The 18,250-nt window shown below is 72.6% G+C and carries 14 protein-coding genes and 1 pseudogene; 4 read left to right on the forward strand and 11 right to left on the reverse strand.

Going from position 1 to position 18,250, the window contains the following annotated elements; genetic code table 11:
• Nucleotides 1–221: 221 nt before the first annotated feature.
• Together ABD347_RS18675 and ABD347_RS18680 are read right to left on the reverse strand one after the other, a co-directional pair.
• Nucleotides 222–1,811: an acyl-CoA carboxylase subunit beta gene (locus tag ABD347_RS18675; RefSeq protein WP_344362673.1), complete on the reverse strand. Its 1,590-nt coding sequence runs from the start codon at nt 1,809–1,811 to the stop codon at nt 222–224.
• A 45-nt stretch (nt 1,812–1,856) separates the two neighbouring features.
• Nucleotides 1,857–2,651 carry an AfsR/SARP family transcriptional regulator gene (locus ABD347_RS18680; RefSeq protein WP_344362676.1) on the reverse strand — a complete coding sequence of 265 codons (795 nt, stop codon included), beginning with the start codon at nt 2,649–2,651 and terminating at the stop codon, nt 1,857–1,859.
• Nucleotides 2,652–2,905: 254 nt separating this feature from the next.
• Between ABD347_RS18680 and ABD347_RS18685 the strand changes: the two genes are divergently transcribed.
• The 4 genes from ABD347_RS18685 to ABD347_RS18700 all read left to right on the forward strand — a co-directional run bounded on the left by ABD347_RS18685 (nt 2,906) and on the right by ABD347_RS18700 (nt 7,532).
• A complete protein-coding gene (locus ABD347_RS18685) occupies nt 2,906–3,241 on the forward strand; it encodes a hypothetical protein (protein WP_344362678.1) in 336 nt (111 codons plus the stop codon).
• Nucleotides 3,238–5,514, forward strand: a complete 2,277-nt coding sequence (locus ABD347_RS18690) for a TOMM precursor leader peptide-binding protein (RefSeq protein ID WP_344362680.1) — start codon at nt 3,238–3,240, stop codon at nt 5,512–5,514. Before ABD347_RS18685 ends, ABD347_RS18690 begins: the two co-directional genes overlap by 4 nt.
• Before the next feature lie 89 nt (nt 5,515–5,603).
• The gene (locus tag ABD347_RS18695; protein WP_344362682.1) at nt 5,604–6,890 is read left to right on the forward strand and encodes a sensor histidine kinase; all 1,287 of its coding nucleotides are present in this window, start codon (nt 5,604–5,606) and stop codon (nt 6,888–6,890) included.
• A gap of 27 nt (nt 6,891–6,917) precedes the next feature.
• Nucleotides 6,918–7,532: a response regulator transcription factor gene (locus tag ABD347_RS18700; protein WP_344362684.1), complete on the forward strand. Its 615-nt coding sequence runs from the start codon at nt 6,918–6,920 to the stop codon at nt 7,530–7,532.
• Nucleotides 7,533–7,646: 114 nt separating this feature from the next.
• Here ABD347_RS18700 and ABD347_RS18705 read toward each other — a convergent pair.
• The 9 genes and pseudogenes from ABD347_RS18705 to cimA all read right to left on the reverse strand — a co-directional run.
• A pseudogene (locus tag ABD347_RS18705) lies at nt 7,647–8,240 on the reverse strand (4'-phosphopantetheinyl transferase family protein); the annotation flags it as partial.
• A 109-nt stretch (nt 8,241–8,349) separates the two neighbouring features.
• Nucleotides 8,350–9,588 carry an acyltransferase domain-containing protein gene (locus tag ABD347_RS18710; RefSeq protein WP_344362686.1) on the reverse strand — a complete coding sequence of 413 codons (1,239 nt, stop codon included), beginning with the start codon at nt 9,586–9,588 and terminating at the stop codon, nt 8,350–8,352.
• Between the two features lie 20 nt (nt 9,589–9,608).
• Entirely contained in the window at nt 9,609–11,459 is a 1,851-nt protein-coding gene (locus ABD347_RS18715; RefSeq protein WP_344362689.1) for an acyl-CoA dehydrogenase family protein, read from the reverse strand.
• Between the two features lie 191 nt (nt 11,460–11,650).
• Nucleotides 11,651–13,348: a fatty acyl-AMP ligase gene (locus ABD347_RS18720; protein WP_344362692.1), complete on the reverse strand. Its 1,698-nt coding sequence runs from the start codon at nt 13,346–13,348 to the stop codon at nt 11,651–11,653.
• A gap of 79 nt (nt 13,349–13,427) precedes the next feature.
• Nucleotides 13,428–13,619 (reverse strand): acyl-CoA carboxylase subunit epsilon, encoded by a 192-nt coding sequence (locus ABD347_RS18725; protein ID WP_344362694.1) that lies wholly within the window; start codon nt 13,617–13,619, stop codon nt 13,428–13,430.
• 110 nt (nt 13,620–13,729) lie between these two features.
• Nucleotides 13,730–14,359: an antibiotic biosynthesis monooxygenase family protein gene (locus ABD347_RS18730; protein WP_344362697.1), complete on the reverse strand. Its 630-nt coding sequence runs from the start codon at nt 14,357–14,359 to the stop codon at nt 13,730–13,732.
• Complete coding sequence (locus tag ABD347_RS18735; RefSeq protein WP_344362699.1) at nt 14,346–15,332, reverse strand: aromatase/cyclase; 987 nt, start codon at nt 15,330–15,332, stop codon at nt 14,346–14,348. The genes ABD347_RS18730 and ABD347_RS18735 overlap by 14 nt, the downstream gene beginning before the upstream one ends.
• Nucleotides 15,333–15,417: 85 nt before the next feature.
• Nucleotides 15,418–16,464 carry a ketoacyl-ACP synthase III family protein gene (locus ABD347_RS18740; protein ID WP_344362700.1) on the reverse strand — a complete coding sequence of 349 codons (1,047 nt, stop codon included), beginning with the start codon at nt 16,462–16,464 and terminating at the stop codon, nt 15,418–15,420.
• Between the two features lie 22 nt (nt 16,465–16,486).
• On the reverse strand, nt 16,487–18,109 hold the full coding sequence (gene cimA / locus ABD347_RS18745; protein WP_344362701.1) for a citramalate synthase: 1,623 nt from the start codon (nt 18,107–18,109) through the stop codon (nt 16,487–16,489).
• Between the last annotated feature and the right edge of the window lie 141 nt (nt 18,110–18,250).

The raw sequence follows: 18,250 nt of genomic DNA on the forward strand, positions 1-18,250 counted from the left end.
TCCCTTCGTCCGTGTCACTGCTGAAGCCGTTCTTCGTGCGGGAGCGGTGCCGGCGGTGAGGCCGGCCACTGCGGCGGCCGGGGCTGTTCGGGGTGGGAACGCCCCGGCCGGCCGGACCGGACCGGCGCCCGCTCGTGGCGTGCGCCGTTTCCGGTGACGCCATGGAACGTCCGTGCCCTCGACCGGCACTCGCGCCCCCATGGACCAGCACCGCCGGATGGTCACGTGGGGAGGTTGCCGTGCTTGCGAGCAGGCACTTCGGCCTTCTTCGCGCGCAGCATGGCGAGCGAGCGGATCAGTACGCGACGGGTCTCCCCCGGCTCGATGACGTCGTCGACGAGCCCGCGTTCGGCGGCGTAGTAGGGGTGCATCAGCTCGGACCTGTACTCCTGGATGCGCTCGGCCCGCAGTGCCTCGGGGTCGTCCGATGCGGCGATCTCCCGGCGGAAGATGACGTTCGCCGCGCCCTCGGCACCCATCACGGCGATCTCGTTGGTCGGCCAGGCGAACGACAGGTCCGCGCCGATGGAGCGGGAGTCCATGACGATGTACGCGCCGCCGTAGGCCTTGCGCAGCACGAGGGAGATACGGGGCACGGTGGCGTTGCAGTAGGCGTACAGCAGCTTGGCCCCGTGCCGGATGATGCCGTTGTGTTCCTGGTCGACGCCCGGCAGGAAGCCGGGGACGTCGACGAGGGTCACCAGCGGGATGTTGAAGGCGTCGCAGGTGGACACGAAGCGGGCCGCCTTCTCGCTGGCGTGGATGTCGAGGACGCCCGCGAGGGAGGCCGGCTGGTTGGCGACGATGCCGACCGGGTGCCCGTCGAGGCGGGCCAGCGCGCACACCACGTTGCGCGCCCAGCCCTCGTGGACCTCGAAGAACTCGCCGTCGTCGACGACCTCCTCGATCACGCCCCGGATGTCGTAGCTCCGTCCGGGGTCGGCCGGCACCAGGTCGGCGAGGGCGTCGGTCCGGCGGTCCGGTGAGTCGTCGCTCCGGACGGACGGCGGCATCTCGCGGTTGTTCGAGGGCAGCAGCGACAGGAGGAAACGTACGTCCTCCAGGCACTCGGCCTCGTCGTCGTGGGCGAAGTGGCAGACGCCGGACGCGGTGGCGTGGACGTCGGCGCCGCCCAGGCCGTTGTGGGTGATCCTCTCGCCGGTCACCGCCTGCACCACGTCGGGACCGGTGATGAACATCTGGGCCGTCTCCCGCACCATGAACACGAAGTCGGTGAGGGCCGGGGAGTACGCGGCGCCACCGGCGCAGGGCCCGAGCATCACACTGATCTGCGGGATGACCCCGGACGCCGCCACGTTGCGCCGGAAGATGCCGCCGTAGCCGGCCAGCGCCGTGACGCCCTCCTGAATGCGGGCGCCGGCCCCGTCGTTGAGGCTGACCAGCGGTGCCCCGGCGGCCTCGGCCAGGTCCATGACCTTGTGCACCTTGGCGGCGTGGGCCTCTCCGAGCGCTCCCGCGAAGACGCGGAAGTCGTGCGCGTAGGCGAAGACGGTGCGGCCGTGGACCAGTCCCCAGCCGATCACGACACCGTCGCCGTGCGGCTTCCTGTCCTCCAGGCCGAAACCGGTGGCCCGGTGCCGCCGGAGCGGTTCGATCTCGGTGAACGTGTCCGGGTCGAAGAGCAGCTCGAGGCGTTCGTGGGCGGTGAGCTTGTTCTTGGCGTGCTGCCGCCTGGTGGCCTCGGGGTCGGGCCCGCGGCTCACCTCCTCCTTGAGACGGCGCAGCTCGTCGGCGGCTCGTCGCAGGTCAGGGGCAGCCTGGGTGACCGTGAGGTCGTCGAGGATCGTCATCGGCCGAACGTAGGCAGCTCGGCTCGAGACGTACTGGAGCAGTTGTCAGCCGGCGGTCGACAGGGGGAGCTCCAGGGCGGGGTCGGCGGAGAGCACCGAGTGGTGCAGCCGCTGCAGCCGGGGCGAGGGCTCCAGTCCGAGCTCGTCGATGAGCGTGCCACGCAGCCGCTGGTAGGCCTCCAGGGCCCGCCAGGCCGCTCCGGCGCGGTGCAGCGCGGTCATCAGCTGGGCGCAGAAGTTCTCGTGCATGGGGTGCTTGGCGACGAGCACACGCAGCTCGGGCACGATCTCGGTGTGCCGGCCGAGCCACAGGTCGGCGTCGATCCGCCGTTCGAGGGCGGCCATGCGGTCCTCCTCCAGCCGCAGCACCTCCAGCTCCAGGACCGTACCGACGCGGACGTCCACGAGGGCCGGTCCCTGCCACATCCGCAGGGCGCCGCCGAGCAGTTCCGAGGCGGCGTAGTGGTCGCCCGCCTCGTGCGCGGCGCGGCCCGACGCGGCGAGCCGGCCGAACTCCTGCACGTCGACCTGACCGGGCTGGACCTGGAGGAGGTAGCCGCCGTGCTGGGTGACCAGGACGTCCTTGGCCTGGCGGGTGGGGTCGCCGTCCAGCGCGGCGGTGAGTTTGCGGCGCAGCTGGAGGATGTACGTCTGCAGGGTGGTGGCCGCGCTGCGGGGGATGTCCTCGCCCCAGATCTCCGCCATCAGCGTCGGCACGGTCACGACGCGGTCGGCCTGCAGGGCGAGCAGGGACAGTATCTGTCGCGGCTTGGCGGCGGTCGGCACGATGGACACCCCGTTCTCACGGGCTGCCAGCGGTCCGAGGACCTTGATCTCCATGTGTATGCCCTCCTCTTCCCGGGTTTCCGCGGCCGTGCCCCGTGCGGGTCGGCCGCCGGCTCTGGAGCCTGGAGCGAGCCTCGCATCAGCGGTGTTGGAGTCCCAGTGAGCGGGTCACGTGGGCGGGCGTGAAAATGTCATGCCCCTTCGATGACTCCCGCACTGTGCCGCCGGACGCGCCGGGCAGCAGAATCCGTGACCTCGGCACATCGAACACACCACGTTCGTTCGACCGACTCATGAGGGGGATTCTCGTGAACACCACCATGACCACCGCCCGTACGGAGGCGGACAGACCCGGCGCGGCGGCCGTCCCGGCCGGCTCCACCGGCGCGCTTCCGGCCGATCACCGGTTCGCGCTGCTCACGGCCCTGGCGGGGCTGGAGCCGAAGTCCGCTCAGCGGTACTCGACGGACCCGGCGTCGGTACTCGCGGAGTTCGGCCCCGCGGCGGAACCCGTGTACGGAGGCGGGGACTTCGTCCGGGAGCTGGTGATCGAGGACCTGGACCGGCCGGGGGCGTCGGACGGCCTCGCCGGCTGCCGCTGCTACGTTCCGCTGGCGCGGGAGACCGGGATGGTGCCTGCATGACGACTCCGGGCCTTGCCGGCACGGAGTTGCCGGTCGGATTCAAGAGGCACCTGCGAGTCGAGGCGATCGCCGGGGACGCCGTCTACCTGCTGTCCGAACACGGCACGACCGCCCTGCAGGGCCAGGGCGTGCAGACGCTGGTGGAACTGCTCGACGGGACCCGGACCCTGCCGGACGTGATGCGCGAGGCGTCGGCCGCGCTGGCCCCCGCCAAGGCGGCACGCATGATCGCGGAACTGGTGAAGGCGGACCTCATCGGCTACCGCGACCCCGCGGCGGACGCGTCGACGGACGCCTACTGGGAGTTCGCCGGCCTCAGCGGGCCCGATGCCTCGGCGTCGCTCCAGCGCACACCCGTCGAGCTGCTGGCCCTCGGGCGGGTTGACGCCGACGCCGCTCGGGCCGAGTGCCTCGCGGCCGGGCTGCGGGTCGCCGACCCCGGCCGCGGCGGGCCGGCGGCGCTCACCCTCGTCCTGTGCGACGACTACCTCGACCCACGGCTGGCCCGGGTGGGCGCGCACCACCGGGACACCGGCCGGCCGTGGCTGCTGGCCAAGCCCCGCGGCGCGGAGACCTGGGTGGGGCCGGTGTTCGGCGGGGCGGCCGACGGGCCCTGCTGGGAGTGCCTGGCCCACCGGCTGCGCGGGCACCGCGCCTCGCGCACCCCGGTCCTGCACGCCCTCGGGCTCGCCGGCACGGTCCCGGTGCCGGAGGCGTCGCTGGCCACCGTGCGGGCGCTGGGCCTGCACACCGCCGTGCTGGAGGCGTCCAAGTGGGCGGCGGGGATGCGGTACGAGGGACAGAACGCCGTCTGCACCCTGGACACGCGCACGCTGCGCACCCACCGGCACCCGGTGGCCCGGCGACCGCAGTGTCCCACCTGTGGCGACCCCGGTCTGGTGGCCGCTCGGGTGCGACGCCCCCTCGTTCCGGTGTCCCGGCCGAAGGCGGAGGCCGAGGGCGGCAACGACCGGGCGCACGACGCCCGGACGGTCCTGGCGCGTTACCGGCACCTGGCCGATCCGGTCACCGGCGTCGTCGCCGAGGTGCGGCCGGCGCCCGACGCGCCGGAGGGGCTCAACCGGTATGTGGCCGGACGGAACCTGGCCTTCACCGGCGGACGGTCCCTGGCCGGGCTCCGCGGGGGGCTGCGCGGGCAGAGCGGGGGCAAGGGCACGACTCCGCTCGAGGCGGAGGTGGGTGCGCTGTGCGAGGCGGTGGAACGTTACTGCGGGACCCGTCAGGGCGATGAGCCCACGGTGTGGGACACGCTCGACGGCCTGGGGGACGGCGCCCTCCATCCCAACGCCTGCCAGCTGTTCGACGAGCGGCAGTTCACGCACCGGGAGCGGTGGAACGCGGTCCACTCGCCCTTCCAGTACGTACCGCCGCGCTTCGATCCGCTCGCGCCCACCGAGTGGACCCCGGTGTGGTCCCTCAGCGCGGGCACGCACCGGTTCCTTCCGACGTCGATGCTCTACTTCGGGGCGGGCACGGACGCCGTCTCCGGCGGACCGTTCGCCGATTCCAACGGCAACGCGGCGGGCAGCAGCATCGAGGACGCCGTCGTGCAGGGCTTCCTGGAGCTGGTCGAGCGCGATGCCGTGGCCCTGTGGTGGTACAACCGGACGCGGCACCCGGAGGTCGACCTCGACGCCTTCGACGAACCGTGGCTCGCCGGGACACGGGCGGCGTACGGGCGTCTGCACCGGGAGATGTGGGTGCTCGATCTGACCGCCGACTTCGGGATCCCCGTGATGGCCGCTGTGTCCCGCCGTAAGGACATGGCGGACGAGCACATCGCCCTCGGTTTCGGCGCGCACTTCGACCCGCGGCTGGCCCTGCGCCGCGCGGTCACCGAGATGACCCAGCTCCTTCCACCCGCCCCGGACACGCGGAATTTCCACGCGCTCGACGGCGACACCCGCTCGTGGCTGCTCAGGGCGACCGTCGAGAATCAGCCATACCTGACTCCGGATCACGCCGAGACGCCCCGAGTGCCGGGACATTACACCTATCTCCGGCGAAGCGATCTGCGGGACGATGTCGAGGCCGCCGAGGCGCTTGTCCGCAGCCGGGGAATGGAGTTGCTGGTACTGGATCAGACCCGTCCTGACGTGGGGCTTCCCGTAGTGAAAGTAGTCATTCCGGGGATGCGGCACTTCTGGGCGAGATTCGCCCCCGGCCGGCTGTTCGACGTACCGGTCAGTCTCGGACGGCTCAACAGCCCCACGCGGTACGCCGATCTCAACCCCATCCCGCTGTTCGTCTGATTTCGGATGAGGGTCGCTAGCAGTGGCCGGGGGACGACCGAAAGTCATAGCATGCGGCTCGCCATCACAGTCCGGGGCGAGGAGGGGCGATGCCGGAGTGGAGCGAGGGCGTGGAACGGCCCTGGTCATGGCGCGCCGTAAGGCGCACCAGTGGGCACGGCCGGCATCCGGAGGAGATCCGCACGGAACAGCCCCCGCCCGCCCTGGGACCGCACGTTCCCGCACCACGGCTGGCACGGGCGATCATCATCGCGGCTCTTCTCTGCTACAGCACGATCACTGTGCTCAATGTCATCAGGATGAGGCCCGGAACAAGCCAACTCGTGCTGTGCCTGGGCCTGGTGGTCACGGTGTTCTCGGTCCAGTTCGCCATCTCCTCTCCGGGAGCGCGGCGTTGGCCGATGCGCAGGAAGATGACCGTCCTGTCCCTTCAGGCCCTGCTGACGTTCCTGCCGCTCGTCTGGTTCGGCAACAACTGGGGCAGCATGGAGGGCCCGCTCGCCGCCTCGCTGCTCCTGTTGTTGCCGCCCAGGTTCGGCTGGGCCTGCTACGGACTGCTCATCGCCTACATCCCCGTCTACAACCTGCTGGTCGGCGCGTCGGTCGACCTGATCCTGTACTTCACCCTCGCCGGCATCCTGTCCGGTCTTGTCATCTACGGCCTGACGCGGCTCGCCGACCTCGTCCACGAGGTGCACGCCACCCGGGAACAGATGGCCAGGATGGCCGTCACCCAGGAACGTCTGCGCTTCGCACGGGACCTGCACGACCTGCTCGGCTACAGCCTTTCGGCCATCGCCCTGAAGGGAGAGCTCATCCAGCGACTGGTGCCCGTCCGGCCGGAACAGGCCGTCGAGGAGACCGCCGACCTGCTCCGGGTGGCCCGCCAGGCCTTGGCCGACGTACGGCTGGTGTCCAGCGGATACCGCGACATGTCCCTGTGCGACGAGGCGGAATCGGCGGTGGCGGTGCTGGCGGCCGCCGACGTCCGCGCGGAGGTCCAGGTCGAGTGCGGGCGCCTCCACCCGGCCGTCGACACGGTGCTGGCGACCGCGCTCCGTGAGGGGGTGACGAACGTTCTCCGCCACAGTCACGTACAGGTATGTACCATCAGGGCACGCGTCGAAGAGGAAACGGTCCGGCTGACCCTGGTGAACGACCGTCCGCACGGGGAGCCCGACCATGTCTCGTCGATCGTCCGGCGCGGCGGGAGCGGCCTGGAGAACCTCCGTACGCGCTTCGCCTCCGTGGGAGGCGGTCTGAGCGCCGGAGTGCGGGAGGACGGGCGGTTCCACCTCGAAGCCTGGGCACCCCTCCGCCCGCGGAACACCGGAGCGGGAGTGCCGGACCCGGCCCGCGAGAGAGCCGCGGCCTGAAACGGACGCTGATGACGGGGGTTGTTGATGCTGTCCGTGAAAATCCTCCTGGCCGAGGACGTACACATGGTCCGGGGAGCGCTGATCGCGCTGCTGGAGCTCGAACCGGACCTGGAGGTGGTCGCGGCCGTCGACCGCGGCGACACCATCGTGCAGGCCGCTCTGCGATCGCGGCCCGACGTGGCCGTGATCGACGTCGACCTCCCGGGGATCGACGGACTGACGGCGGCAGCCGAACTGCACGAGCAACTGCCCAGCTGCCGCACCCTGATCCTCACCAGCCTGGGCCGCCCGGGGACCCTGCGGCGCGCCCTGTCGGCGCACGTCTCCGGGTTCCTCCTCAAGGACTCCCCGTCGGAGCAGCTCGCGCTCGCCGTCCGGTCCGTGGCGGCCGGCCGGCGGGTCGTCGACCCGCAACTGGCCCTGGCCGCCTGGGACTCGCCGGAGAACCCGCTGTCGCCGAGGGAGCTGGAGGTGCTACGTCTCGCCGCCCGGGGTGCCGACGCCGCCGAGATCGCCGGGTGCCTCTACCTCTCCAAGGGAACGGTCCGCAACTACCTGACCGCCATCGTCAGCAAGCTGGGCGCCCGCAACCGGATCGACGCCATCCGGCTGGCCGAGGAGGCCGGCTGGATCCCCTGACCCCGGGCGGGGCGCCGCCAGCAGCGCGTCGAACAGCCCCTCGTCGAGGGTGGTGTCCACGGCGACGTCCACCGGCTCGCCGAACCCGGCGTCGAACACCGCGGCGCTCACCACGTAACGTCCTCCCGCCGGGAAGGTACCGAACGTCCACGAGTCACCCGCCGGTGTGCCGTCGGGCCGCACCAGCCAGGCGCCCGCCTCGCCCAGGGCGAAGCCGAACTCGGTGAACCGGAACCGCAGTCCCTGGCCGAGGGCCTTGCTGTAGGCCTCCTTGAGGGTCCACAGCCGCACCATCGTGTCGTTGCGCGTCTCCTCGCCGCCCGCGTCGAGCTGACGCTTCTCGTAGGGGGTGCACGCCTGGGTCTCGGACCCGGTGTGCGCGAGCCGGCGGTCGGCGCGCTCCACGTCGACCCCTACGCGTCCCATGCGGGTGATCCCGACGACCATCATCTCCTCGGTGTGGCTGAGGCTGACGTCGATCTGGTCGCAGCCGCGCACGTACGGGCGGCCACCCGGCTGGTACGACAGGTCCACCAGGTGCGGCGCGGTCCGCAGGATCGCCGCCGCGGCGTGCCGCAGCAGCAGGCGGGAGGCGGTGAACCGCTCACGCAGCCTGGGCTGCGTGAAGGTCTGGTAGCGGTGCCAGTCGCGGCCGAGCAGGCGCGGCAGCTCGGCCAGGGAGCCTTCGGGTGGCAGCCACGCGGTCATCGTTCCGTACACCAGGACCGTGCCCGTGTGGGTGAGTTCGTCGCGTACCGGCCCCCAGGGGCCCTCTGGCCCCCGAACGGGCAGGGGCCGCCCGATCCGTACCGTCACCTCACGCCCCGGCCAGTGCGGCGGCCAGCGGTCCGGCGTCGAGTACGGAGATGACGCCGGCCAGGTCCACGGCGTCGCTCTCCGGACCCTGGCACACCGGCAGGCAGACGGGGCCCCGGGCGCCGCCCAGCCGTCGCAGGTACGGGGTCAGCACCGCCCGGGGGCCGATCTCCACGACATGGGTCGGCGCCTGCTGGGCCAGCAGGGCGCGCGCGGCGTCGGCGAATCTGACGGGCGCGGTCAGCTGTTCGGTCCAGTACGAGGCGTAGAGCGGCTCGGTGGTCAGCCGGCCGTACACCGTGGAGTAGAACGGCACCGAGGCGGCACCACCGGGAACCCGGCGGACCACGGCCTCGAACTTGGGGACGACGGGCGCCATCAGCGGGGAGTGGAAGGCGTGCGTGACCGTCAGGTGCCGGCACCGCACGCCCCGCTCGGCGAGCTTGCTCTCGATGCGTTCGAGGCCGCCGCGGTCACCCGACAGGACGGTCGACTTGGCGGCGTTGATGGCGCTGATCCCGACGCCCGGCTCGCAGGCGATCAGTTCCGTCGCCTCGTAGGGGGTGATGCAGGCGGCCATCATCCCGCCCCCGGAGGGCAGGTACTGCATGAAGGCGCCGCGCAGGGCGACCAGCTTGGCGGCGTCGGGCAGGGTGAGGGCTCCCGCGACGGCGGCGGCCGCGAACTCACCGATCCCGTGGCCCAGGACGGACACCGGCCGGACACCGGCCTCCTCCAGGGTCTTGGCCAGGGCGTACTCGACCGCGAACAGGGCGGGCTGGGTGAACGCCGTCTGGTGGATCCTCGGGTCCTTGTTCAGGATCATCTCCACCACCGACAGTCCGGTGTAGGGCTGGAGCACCGCCCCGGCCTCGTCGAGGAAGCGGCGGTAGACGGTGGAGTTCCGGTAGAGCCCGGCCGTCATGCCGGGATGCTGGGAGCCCTGACCGGTGAAGACGAAGGCCGCCCGGATCCGGCTGCCGCCCGATCCCGCGCCCCGCTCGGCCATGTGGCGGGCGAGCTCCCGCACGGTGGGGTACGCCCAGATGTCGGCGGGCTCGACCAGCGGCCCGAACTCCTCTTCGATGTCGCCGTACAGGCTCAGCCCCGCCACCGAGTCGAGGTACTCATGCACGGAGTCGGTCTCCCGCACCGGCCGGCCCAGATAGTGGGCGAGCCGGTCCAACAGCCATTCACGGTAGGCCGTTTCGAAGTCGTCGTCCCGCTGCTGTTCTCGCATGATGTGCTCCTTCTCGGCGGTCAGGCAAGAGGTGAGTCGTACAGGTCGTAGCTGCGGCGGCCGTGCAGCCGGGACAGGACCTCGGCGAGCACCCGCCGCTCACAGTCGCCGGGGCGGTCCGGCAGCGGCAGGCCCAGCCGCCGGCACAGCCGGTACAGGGCCGCCGTGGGCCAGGCGGCGTCGGCGAGGAAGGCACCGGGAGCGCGGTCGGCGGTGCGGTCGGCGGTGCGGTCGGCGGTGCGGCGGCCGCGCCACACGCCGAGGCACGCGGCCGCCGCCAGCACCAGCGTGTACCGGTCGGCGAGACCGAAGCTGTGCGGACTGGCCAGTGCGGCGCGGTCACCCTGCGGTACTTCCGCGAAGGCCTTGCGCAGGTCGTCCAGCTCGGTGGTGAGCGAGCGGGCGAGGAAGCGCAGGACGGCCCGGCTCTCCTGGGCCAGGCCGTCCGGCGGCCCGGCGCCCTCGAGGAGGTCGGTGGTGGCGACCAGGGTCGCGGCCAGCGGATCGCCGTCGCCCAGCAGAGCGGGCCGGGTCAGGTCCAGCGGCGGCAGGTCGTCCTCCAGCGCGAACAGCGCGGCCGGGGCCTCGGGGTCCGCGAACCAGGCGTGCTGGGCGAAGTACGGCAGCTGCGGCAGGAGGCTGACCTGCCGCCCGGCGCTGCCCGCGTGGCCGAGCGAGGTGACCGGCAGGTCGCGCAGCTGCTTCTGGAACATGCCGTACATGCCGTCCTCGGCGAACGTCGCCTCGCCGAGGACCGCCGACATCTCGTCCATGCTCTCCGCGATGAGCTTGGGCGCCAGGTACGCCGCCGCGGCGGCGTAGGCGCTCATCTGCTTGGGCAGCAGGTGCAGCCCCCGGGTGGAGACGAGGGCGAGGCAGTCGATCAGCAGCAGGTCGAGGAAGGCCCCGGTGAGGACGTCCCGCACGTGCTGCACGTCGAGCGACGAGCGGCCGTCGTCGCGCCGCCGGGCGGCGAAGCGGGCGGTGGTGCGCAGCGCCGTGTCGGCGCCGGCCAGCACGATGGACGGGATGAGCCCGCGGATGACGAGCGAGGAGCGCAGGGACAGCTCGTACCCGTCGCCCGGTTCGCCGAGCACGGCGCTCGCCGGGACCGGGCACTGCGTGACGCGCAGCCCGCCGAACTCGGCGCTGCGCATTCCGGTGGTGGTCCGCCGTGCCAGGTTCTCCACCCGGTCTGGGGGCAGTTCCCCGCGGTCCAGCAGCAGGACGGTGCGGCTCCGGCTGCCGCTGACACCCACGGCCCGGGCGAAGATCACCAGCCCGTCGGCGCGGGACGCGTTGGCGATCGCCGACTTGCTGCCGTCGAGCACCAGCCCGCCGTCACCGGGCCGTACGGTGAACTCGTCGCTGACGAAGTCGTTGCCGTGGGCCACCTCGTGGCGTGCGACGGCCATCCGCCTGCCCTCCAGGAGGATCCTGGCCGCGAGTCGCCGCTGATCGGAGTCTCCGGCCGTCCACACCGGGGTGGCGGCGAAGAAGCAGTTGAGCCCGTAGCCGAACCCGAGCGAGGCGTCGCGGCGGAAGACGGGCCGCAGCAGCCGGCCGAGGACGTCCATCCGCTCGAGCCTGCCCCCGAGGGGGGCGGGAACGAACTCGGCGTTCAGCCCGTACGCGTCGAGGACCCGCTCGGCCTCGGGCAGGACCTCGCCCGCCGCGTCGGCGGCGAGCAGCGCGGCACCGCCGAGCGGGTTGGCGGGGTCGTCGAGCGGGCCGAAGGCGCGCTCCAGGGCGTCGATGCGTTCCCGCGCCCCGGCGCCCTTCCGCGCGCGGGTGCCGTCGGACGCCGCGCTGCCGTCAAGTGGTCCGGTGCCGTCGGACACCTCGGTGCCGCCAGGCGCCGCACTGCCCACAAACGCCCCCGTGCCGTCAAGCGCCGCCCTGCCGTCAAGCAGTCCGGTGCCGTCGGACGCCGCGACGCTGTCAGGCGCCACCCCGCCGTCAACCGCGCCCGTGCCGCCAGATACCCCGGCGCCGCCAAGCGCGCCCGTGCCGCCAGGCGCCGCGCTGCTGTCGAGCGCCCCGGTGGGGTTCCGCGCGCCGCTCACCGCTGCCTCCCCGATGCCACGAGCCGCTGGACCTCGGGGTCGACGCGCTGGTGCAGCGCGGTCACCTCGCCGCGGAGGAAGAGCCGGCGCATGGCCGCCCGCTCGACCTTCCCGCTGGTGGTCCTGCGCACCGTTCCCGGGCGGACGAGCAGCACTCCCCCGGTCGTCACCTCGTACTCCTCCCGCAACTGCTGCTGGACGGCGGTGACGAGCCCGGCGAGGTCGGTGTCGTACCGGCTGCCCGCCCGCAGCTCCTGGAGGATCACGACGCGTTCCCGCGCGCCGGGGACGGCGAACGCGGTGGCCGGGCCGAACAGCGCGCTCACGCGCTGCGCGGTGCGCTCGAGGTCCTGCGGGTACAGGTTCCGCCCGGCGACCACGATCGTGTCCTTGAGGCGCCCGTTCACGTGCAGGAGGCCGTCGACGAGGACGCCGAGGTCCCCGGTGCGCAGGTAGGACGCGGTGCCGTCGCCGATCCGGCCGTCGAAGACCGCCGCGGTCTCCGCGGGGCGTGCCCAGTAGCCGGGGCCGACCCCGGCCGCCCGGACCCAGATCTCACCCGTCCGGCCGTCCGGCAGTTCCTCGTGGGTCTCCGGGTCGACGACACGTACGTCGGCGGAGGCGGGCGGGCCGCAGTGGGCGATCCCCCCGCCGCCGGTGAGGTCCGCCGGGGCGGTGGCGGCGCCGGACACCAGCAGCGTCGCCTCGGCCAGCCCGTAGCACGGGACCAGCGCCTCGGGACGCAGGCCGGCCGGGGCGAACCGCTCCGCGAAGGCGCGCAGCGTCGCCGGGTCGATCGGTTCGCCGCCGGTGACGGCGACGTCCCAGCCGGACAGGTCGAGTCCGGCGATCTGCGCGTCGTTGACCCGGCGCACGCACAGGTCGTACGCGAAGTCCGGCGCGCCGCTGGCGGTCAGCCCGTACCGCGAGATGGTCTCCAGCCAGTGCGCGGGCCGCTTGACGAAGGCGGTCGGGGACAGCAGCACGGCGGTGCCGCCCAGCCACAGCGCGTGCAGCAGCTGGCCGACGAGGCCCATGTCGTGGTGGAGCGGCAGCCAGCCGCCCACCCTGGCTCCGCGCCGGGTTCCCAGCGCCTTGGCGATGGCCTCCTGGTTGGCGAGGAGGCTGCGGTGGGTGACCACCACACCGCGCGGGTCCCGGGTGGAGCCGGAGGTGTACTGGAGGAAGGCGACCGCGTCCGGGTCGGAGGGGGCCCGCGCGAGCTCCAGCGCCGCGGTGCCGGCCGCGGCGTGCGGGGCGTCGGAGAGGACGCAGGTGACATGGCCGTAGCCGGTGCGGGCCAGCAGCTGCGACACGTCGGCGGCCTCGCCGGAGCAGGTGAGCGCACAGGAGGCCGAGGCGTCCTTGACGATCCCGGCGATGCGTTCGTCGTGGTGCGGGCGGCCCCCGGGCGGCGCCACCGGAACGGCGACGGCGCCGGCGTACAGGCAGGCGAGGAAGCCGGTGGCGAACTGCGCCCGGGAGCTGTGGGTGAGCAGCACCCGGTCGCCGGGGGCGATGTGCTGCCGCAGGCGGCCGGCGAGCGCGCGGGCCGCGTGGTCGAGCTCCCCGTAGGAGATCGTCCGGGGCTCCAGGCTTCCGGACCTCTCGGTCAGGATGATGAGGGCCTCCCGTTCGGGCGACTCCGCGGCCTGGGCCTGGATGAGTTCGGTGAAGGTCCGGTGACCGGTCACGCCCTCCCCCTTGCTTGTCGTGCGGCCGTACCTCCCGGCGCGGCCGCGGCTGTCCCTGGCGATCGTGTGGTGGGTGCGCTCACGCACCGGGCCGGGCCATCGGCGGCCGGTAGTCGCCCGCCTTGACGGTCCATTTCGCGTACGCGGCCTTCTCCGCTTCGTCCGGCTCGCCCGCGCGGCGGGCCAGGGCCAGCAACACGGCGGTCACGGCCGCGAGTTCGACCTCGTCCGGCCGGCCGCGGAGCACGGTGATGCGCGTTGGTTTCACCATGGGGACAGCCTGCGCCCGTCCGCTCGAAGCGGGCTCGTGCGCGAAACGCGGAAGAGCCGAGGACCTGTGGTCCTCGGCTCTTGTGCCGGTGGAGGCGTCCGGTTGCGCGCTCAGCCGATGACGCGCTCGTACGCCACGTGCCGGGTGCGGTCCACCGCGATGTCCGCGCGCCGGCCGAGGGCGTGCCGCAGGGCGCGGTACTCGGCGCTGCCCAGGGCGCGGTCGCAGTCCGCCGTCTCCCGCCACCACTGCAGACCGGTGTACCTGCCGGGGACGAGGGTCGAGCGCAGCAGGTCGCTGCCCCCGAAGCCGCCGAGGGTGCCGAAGTGCTCGTTCATCTCGGCGTAGCCCCGCTCGAAGGCGTGCGGGTCCTCGCGCACCGTGACCCGGGTGAGCACCACGTTCTCCGCTCCGACGACGGCGTTCTCCCTGAGCAACCGTGCGACGCTGACGGCCTGGTCGGCCTCGGTGTCCACGAGGGGTCCGAGCTTCTTGACGTGAAGCTGGAACGTCTCGTCGTGGACGGTGTCCAGGAAGCCCCGCAGAGTGCGCCAGTGGCCGATGTGCGCGTACACGTCCGGCCGTTCGACGAGTCGCACGGTGACGAGGAAGTCGAAGTCGTCGCGGCGGCGCAGGAACTGGGAGTGTTCCCTGAAGAGCCTTTCGAACGTGGCTACGTCGCCCTTGACCTCGAAGCGGTTGATCACCGCGACGGGCTTGTGCAGACTACGATCCGGCACGCGCTTCCTCCGCGAACTGCTTGGCATGGCGCAGGGTGGTGGAGCTGTTGGTGCCGAGCGCCTTGCGGACCAGTGCGCGGGCCTCGGCGAGGGTCGCCTCGGGGCCGAGTGCCGCGCGGACCCCTTCGGGGTCGAGCGTGACGGTGTGCCACGAGGTGGCTCTGACTGTACCGTCACCCAGCGACTCGATCACCCATCTGCCGGTGTGCCCGCTCATGGCGACCGGCACGCGCAGCTGCTTGTAGACGATCATGTTGCGGTCCTCGAAGCACACCCGTACCGAGGTGGTGTTGTGGGTGGAGCCGTCGGGGCTGCGGGTGTCCATGTCCATGTGCTGGATGCCGGGTTCGTCCTCGGTGAGGTCCAGCCGCGCCACGTGGGGCAGCCGTTGCGGCCACAGGTCGGCGCGGTCGAGGAAGGCGTACACGTCGCCCGCCGCGCCGGTGACGACCTCGGAATCGTGGAAGGTGAAGTGGAGTTCGTCGCGGGCGTCGCCCAGTTCGGCGGCGTTCTTGAGGGCCGCCAGCTCGGCGCGGCTGTTGCGGTCGACGGCCTGCTCGATCAGTTCCTCGGCGGCCGGGTCGTCGTCGGTGGCTCGGTAGTCGTGCAGCAGCACGACGCGGGTGCGGCCGTCCTCCAGCGGTTCGACGCGCCACTCGCCGCCCATCGAGGCGACGGGCGCGGCGGAGACCACCTGGCGAAAGGTGATGGTGCGCGACACCGGGTCGAGGGTGCGCCGGGAGGTCCAGGTGCGGACCTTCTCGTTGGCGACCGCCCAGATGCGCAGCAGTTGCTCGCCGCCGGCCTCCGGCGCCTCTTCGAGGACTTCGACGTGGACCGTCGGGCCGAACACCTGGGGCCACGCGGAGACGTCCGCCACGAGGTCGTAGATGGCGGCGGGCGAGGCCGCCACGGTGATGGAGTGCTCCGTGACGTGGGGAGCTCTGGTCTCGGACGTAGCGGTCGGTGCCACGGCAACTTCCCTTCGACAGCCGCGAGGAACGGCGGTGTACAGATTGGCATGGAGGTGCTCAAGAGCGGGTGGAGCCGGGGTGGAGTCAGGGTGCCGGGTGCTCGGTGGCCCAGGCGGGGCGGTGCAGGATCTCCAGGACGGCGCAGCCCCAGCTGTAGCCGGCGCCCACGCTGACGAGCACGCAGCGGTCGCCGGGGCGGGCCTTCCCCGAGACGAGCAGGTGGTCGAGGCCGGCGAACTGGTCGCCGGCGCCGAGGTGGCCGACGGTGCGGCTGAAGTCCCAGGTGGTCCGTTCGGGGTCGATGCCGAAGGGCTGGAAGTAGATGGACTGGAGCCTGCGCCGCCCGAAGTGGGGCAGGACGACCCATTCGGCCTCGGCCAGTTCCAGCCCCGCGTCGGCGAGGGCCTGTTTCAGCACCGTCTGCTGGCCGTTGTGGGCGCGGGTGATGGCGTACGACATGCCGACCCGGCCGACGAAGGCGCGTTTGGCCTCCTCGAAGTCGACCGGGATGCGCTGGCTGAACGGGGCGGGGCCGAACGGCTCGTCCCCCCGGTGCAGCGGCTCGAGTTCGGGGTCGGCGTACATCGCCAGGGACACGAGCCGGGCGAAGCCGCCGCGGCGGGAGAGCACCAGCGCGCTCGCCCCGTCGGCGTACGGGGTGCCCGGGTCGGTCCGCCAGCGGTCGATGCCGGGTTCGCAGAACCGGTCGGCGGTGGTCAGCAGGGCGTCGCCGCGCCCGTGGCCGGCCGAGAGGTAGGCGGTGGCGAGGTCGAGGGCGGCGAGACCGCCGTTGGACATCTGCCGGATCTCGATGGCCTGGCAGGTGTTGCCGAGCGCCTCGCGCTGGATGTACGAGGCGACCGGCCACAGGTCCTGGCCCTGGTGGTAGGTGTCGGCATGGAGCAGCAGGTCGACGTCGCCGCCCTGGGCACCGGCCCGGCGCAGGGCCGTGCGGGCGGCCGCCGCGCCCATCTCGGCGGCCGACTGGTCGGGTGAGTACGCCACGGACACCAGGCCGGTCGACGAGGCCACCCGGGGCGGGCAGGCCCCGGAGGCGACGGCGTCGGCGACCGTGACGACGGAGGGGAGCCGCACGGAGGTCCCCCGTATATAGATGTCTTCCACACGCACAGTGGCTCCCGGAGATCGAGGCTCAGCCCGTGGCCGCCACGGCCAGGGTGGGTGAGCCGTGGGCCTCGGCGGGCCCGTCGAGCAGGACGTAGTGGACCGCGTCGAGCAGCGCGGCCCAGCTGGCCGCCACCGTGTTCTCGTCCACGCCCACGGTGCCCCACCGGCGCTCGCCGTCCCGGTAGGAGATCAGTACCCGGGCGGCCGCTCCGCTGCCGACCTGGCCGGTCAGGACACGCACCTGGTAGTCCACCAGTTCGAGGCCCGTCAGTGCCGGGAAGTACGGGTCGAGCGCCGAGTGGAGGGCGGTGTCCAGGGCGTTGACCGGTCCGTTGCCGTGTCCGGTGGCGGTGACGCTCTCGCCGTCGACGCGCAACCGCACGGACGCCTCCGTACGGACCTCGCCGTCCCTGCGCCGTGAGACGCCCACGGCCCACGAGTCGACCTCGAACGGCGGGGTGGCCGGGCCGCCGGCGAGTTCCTCCCGCAGCAGCAGGACGAAGGAGGCGTCGGCCGACTCGAAGCTGTAGCCGCGGTTCTCCAGTTCCTTGACGCGGGCCGCGGCGCGGGCGACCTCCTCGGAACCGGCCGCGACGTCGTAGCCCAGCTCGCGCGCCTTCAGCTCGATGGAGGAGCGCCCGCCCATGTCGGAGACGAGGGTGCGCATCCGGTTGCCGACCCGGGCGGGGTCGGTGTGCTGGTACAGGTCGGGGTCGACGCGCAGGGCGGAGGCGTGGAGGCCGGCCTTGTGGGTGAAGGCGGACAGGCCCGTGTACGGGGCCGCCGGATTGCTCCGTACGCCGGTGAGTTCGGTGATCGCCCGGCCCGCCCGGGACAGGTCCCGCAACTTCTCCAGCGGAACGACCTCCCGGCCGCGCTTGAGCACGAGGTTGGCCATGACGGTGAAGAGGTTCGCGTTGCCGCACCGTTCCCCGTAGCCGTGGGCGGTGCCCTGGGCGTGGACGGCACCGGCGTCGACCGCGGCCATGGTGTTGGCGACCGCGCAGCCCGTGTCGTCGTGGCAGTGGATGCCGATGGGGGCCCCCGTCATGGCGATGGTGTCGGCCACCACGGCCCGTACCTCGTCGGGGAGCGAGCCGCCGTTGGTGTCGCACAGGACGACGGTCTCGGCGCCGGCCTCGGCGGCCGTGCGGACGACCGCCAGGGCGTACTCGCGGTTGACGTGGTAGCCGTCGAAGTAGTGCTCGGCGTCGAGGAAGACGCGCCGCCCGGCGTGTACCAGGTGCCGCACCGTGCTGCCGATCATGGCGAGGTTCTCGGCGAGGGTGGTGCGCAGGGCGTGCTGCACATGGCCCGTGTGGCTCTTGGCCACGAGGGTCACCACGGGCGTCTCGGCGGCCAGCAGGGCCCGCACCTGCGCGTCGACGGACACCGGGATGCCGGGCCGGCGGGTGGCGCCGAAGGCGGCCAGGACGGCGTTCTTCAGGTCGAGTTCGCCGCGGGCGCGGCGGAAGAACTCCGTGTCCTTGGGTACCGCTCCGGGCCAGCCTCCCTCGATGAAGCCCACGCCGAGGGCGTCGAGCCGACGCGCGACGGCGAGCTTGTCCTCCACCGTCAGCACCAGGCCCTCCTGCTGGGTGCCGTCGCGCAGGGTCGTGTCGTAGAGCTGGAAGCTCTCCTCGGCCATCGGCCCCTCCCTTGTCCGGTGTGTGTTCCGGCGGTCTGGGCACGCCGGTTGGATTCCCCACGGTCGGGCGACGGGCCGGAGAACGGCTCGAGCGGTGCTGGACCGGGGGAACGCGCGACGGCGCGGCGGGACCGGACGGCG

Source organism: Streptomyces gobitricini (assembly GCF_039532985.1).
GTDB classification, from domain to species: domain Bacteria; phylum Actinomycetota; class Actinomycetes; order Streptomycetales; family Streptomycetaceae; genus Streptomyces; species Streptomyces gobitricini.

Excerpts from the sequence above, each read along its gene's own strand:
- ABD347_RS18690 (WP_344362680.1), top strand. The coding sequence starts at position 3,238 with ATGACGACTCCGGGCCTTGCCGGCACGGAGTTGCCGGTCGGATTCAAG.
- ABD347_RS18700 (WP_344362684.1), top strand. The coding sequence starts at position 6,918 with ATGCTGTCCGTGAAAATCCTCCTGGCCGAGGACGTACACATGGTCCGG.
- ABD347_RS18675 (WP_344362673.1), bottom strand. The coding sequence starts at position 1,811 with ATGACGATCCTCGACGACCTCACGGTCACCCAGGCTGCCCCTGACCTG.
- ABD347_RS18710 (WP_344362686.1), bottom strand. The coding sequence starts at position 9,588 with ATGCGAGAACAGCAGCGGGACGACGACTTCGAAACGGCCTACCGTGAA.
- ABD347_RS18680 (WP_344362676.1), bottom strand. The coding sequence starts at position 2,651 with ATGGAGATCAAGGTCCTCGGACCGCTGGCAGCCCGTGAGAACGGGGTG.
- ABD347_RS18695 (WP_344362682.1), top strand. The coding sequence starts at position 5,604 with ATGCCGGAGTGGAGCGAGGGCGTGGAACGGCCCTGGTCATGGCGCGCC.
- ABD347_RS18725 (WP_344362694.1), bottom strand. The coding sequence starts at position 13,619 with ATGGTGAAACCAACGCGCATCACCGTGCTCCGCGGCCGGCCGGACGAG.
- cimA (WP_344362701.1), bottom strand. The coding sequence starts at position 18,109 with ATGGCCGAGGAGAGCTTCCAGCTCTACGACACGACCCTGCGCGACGGC.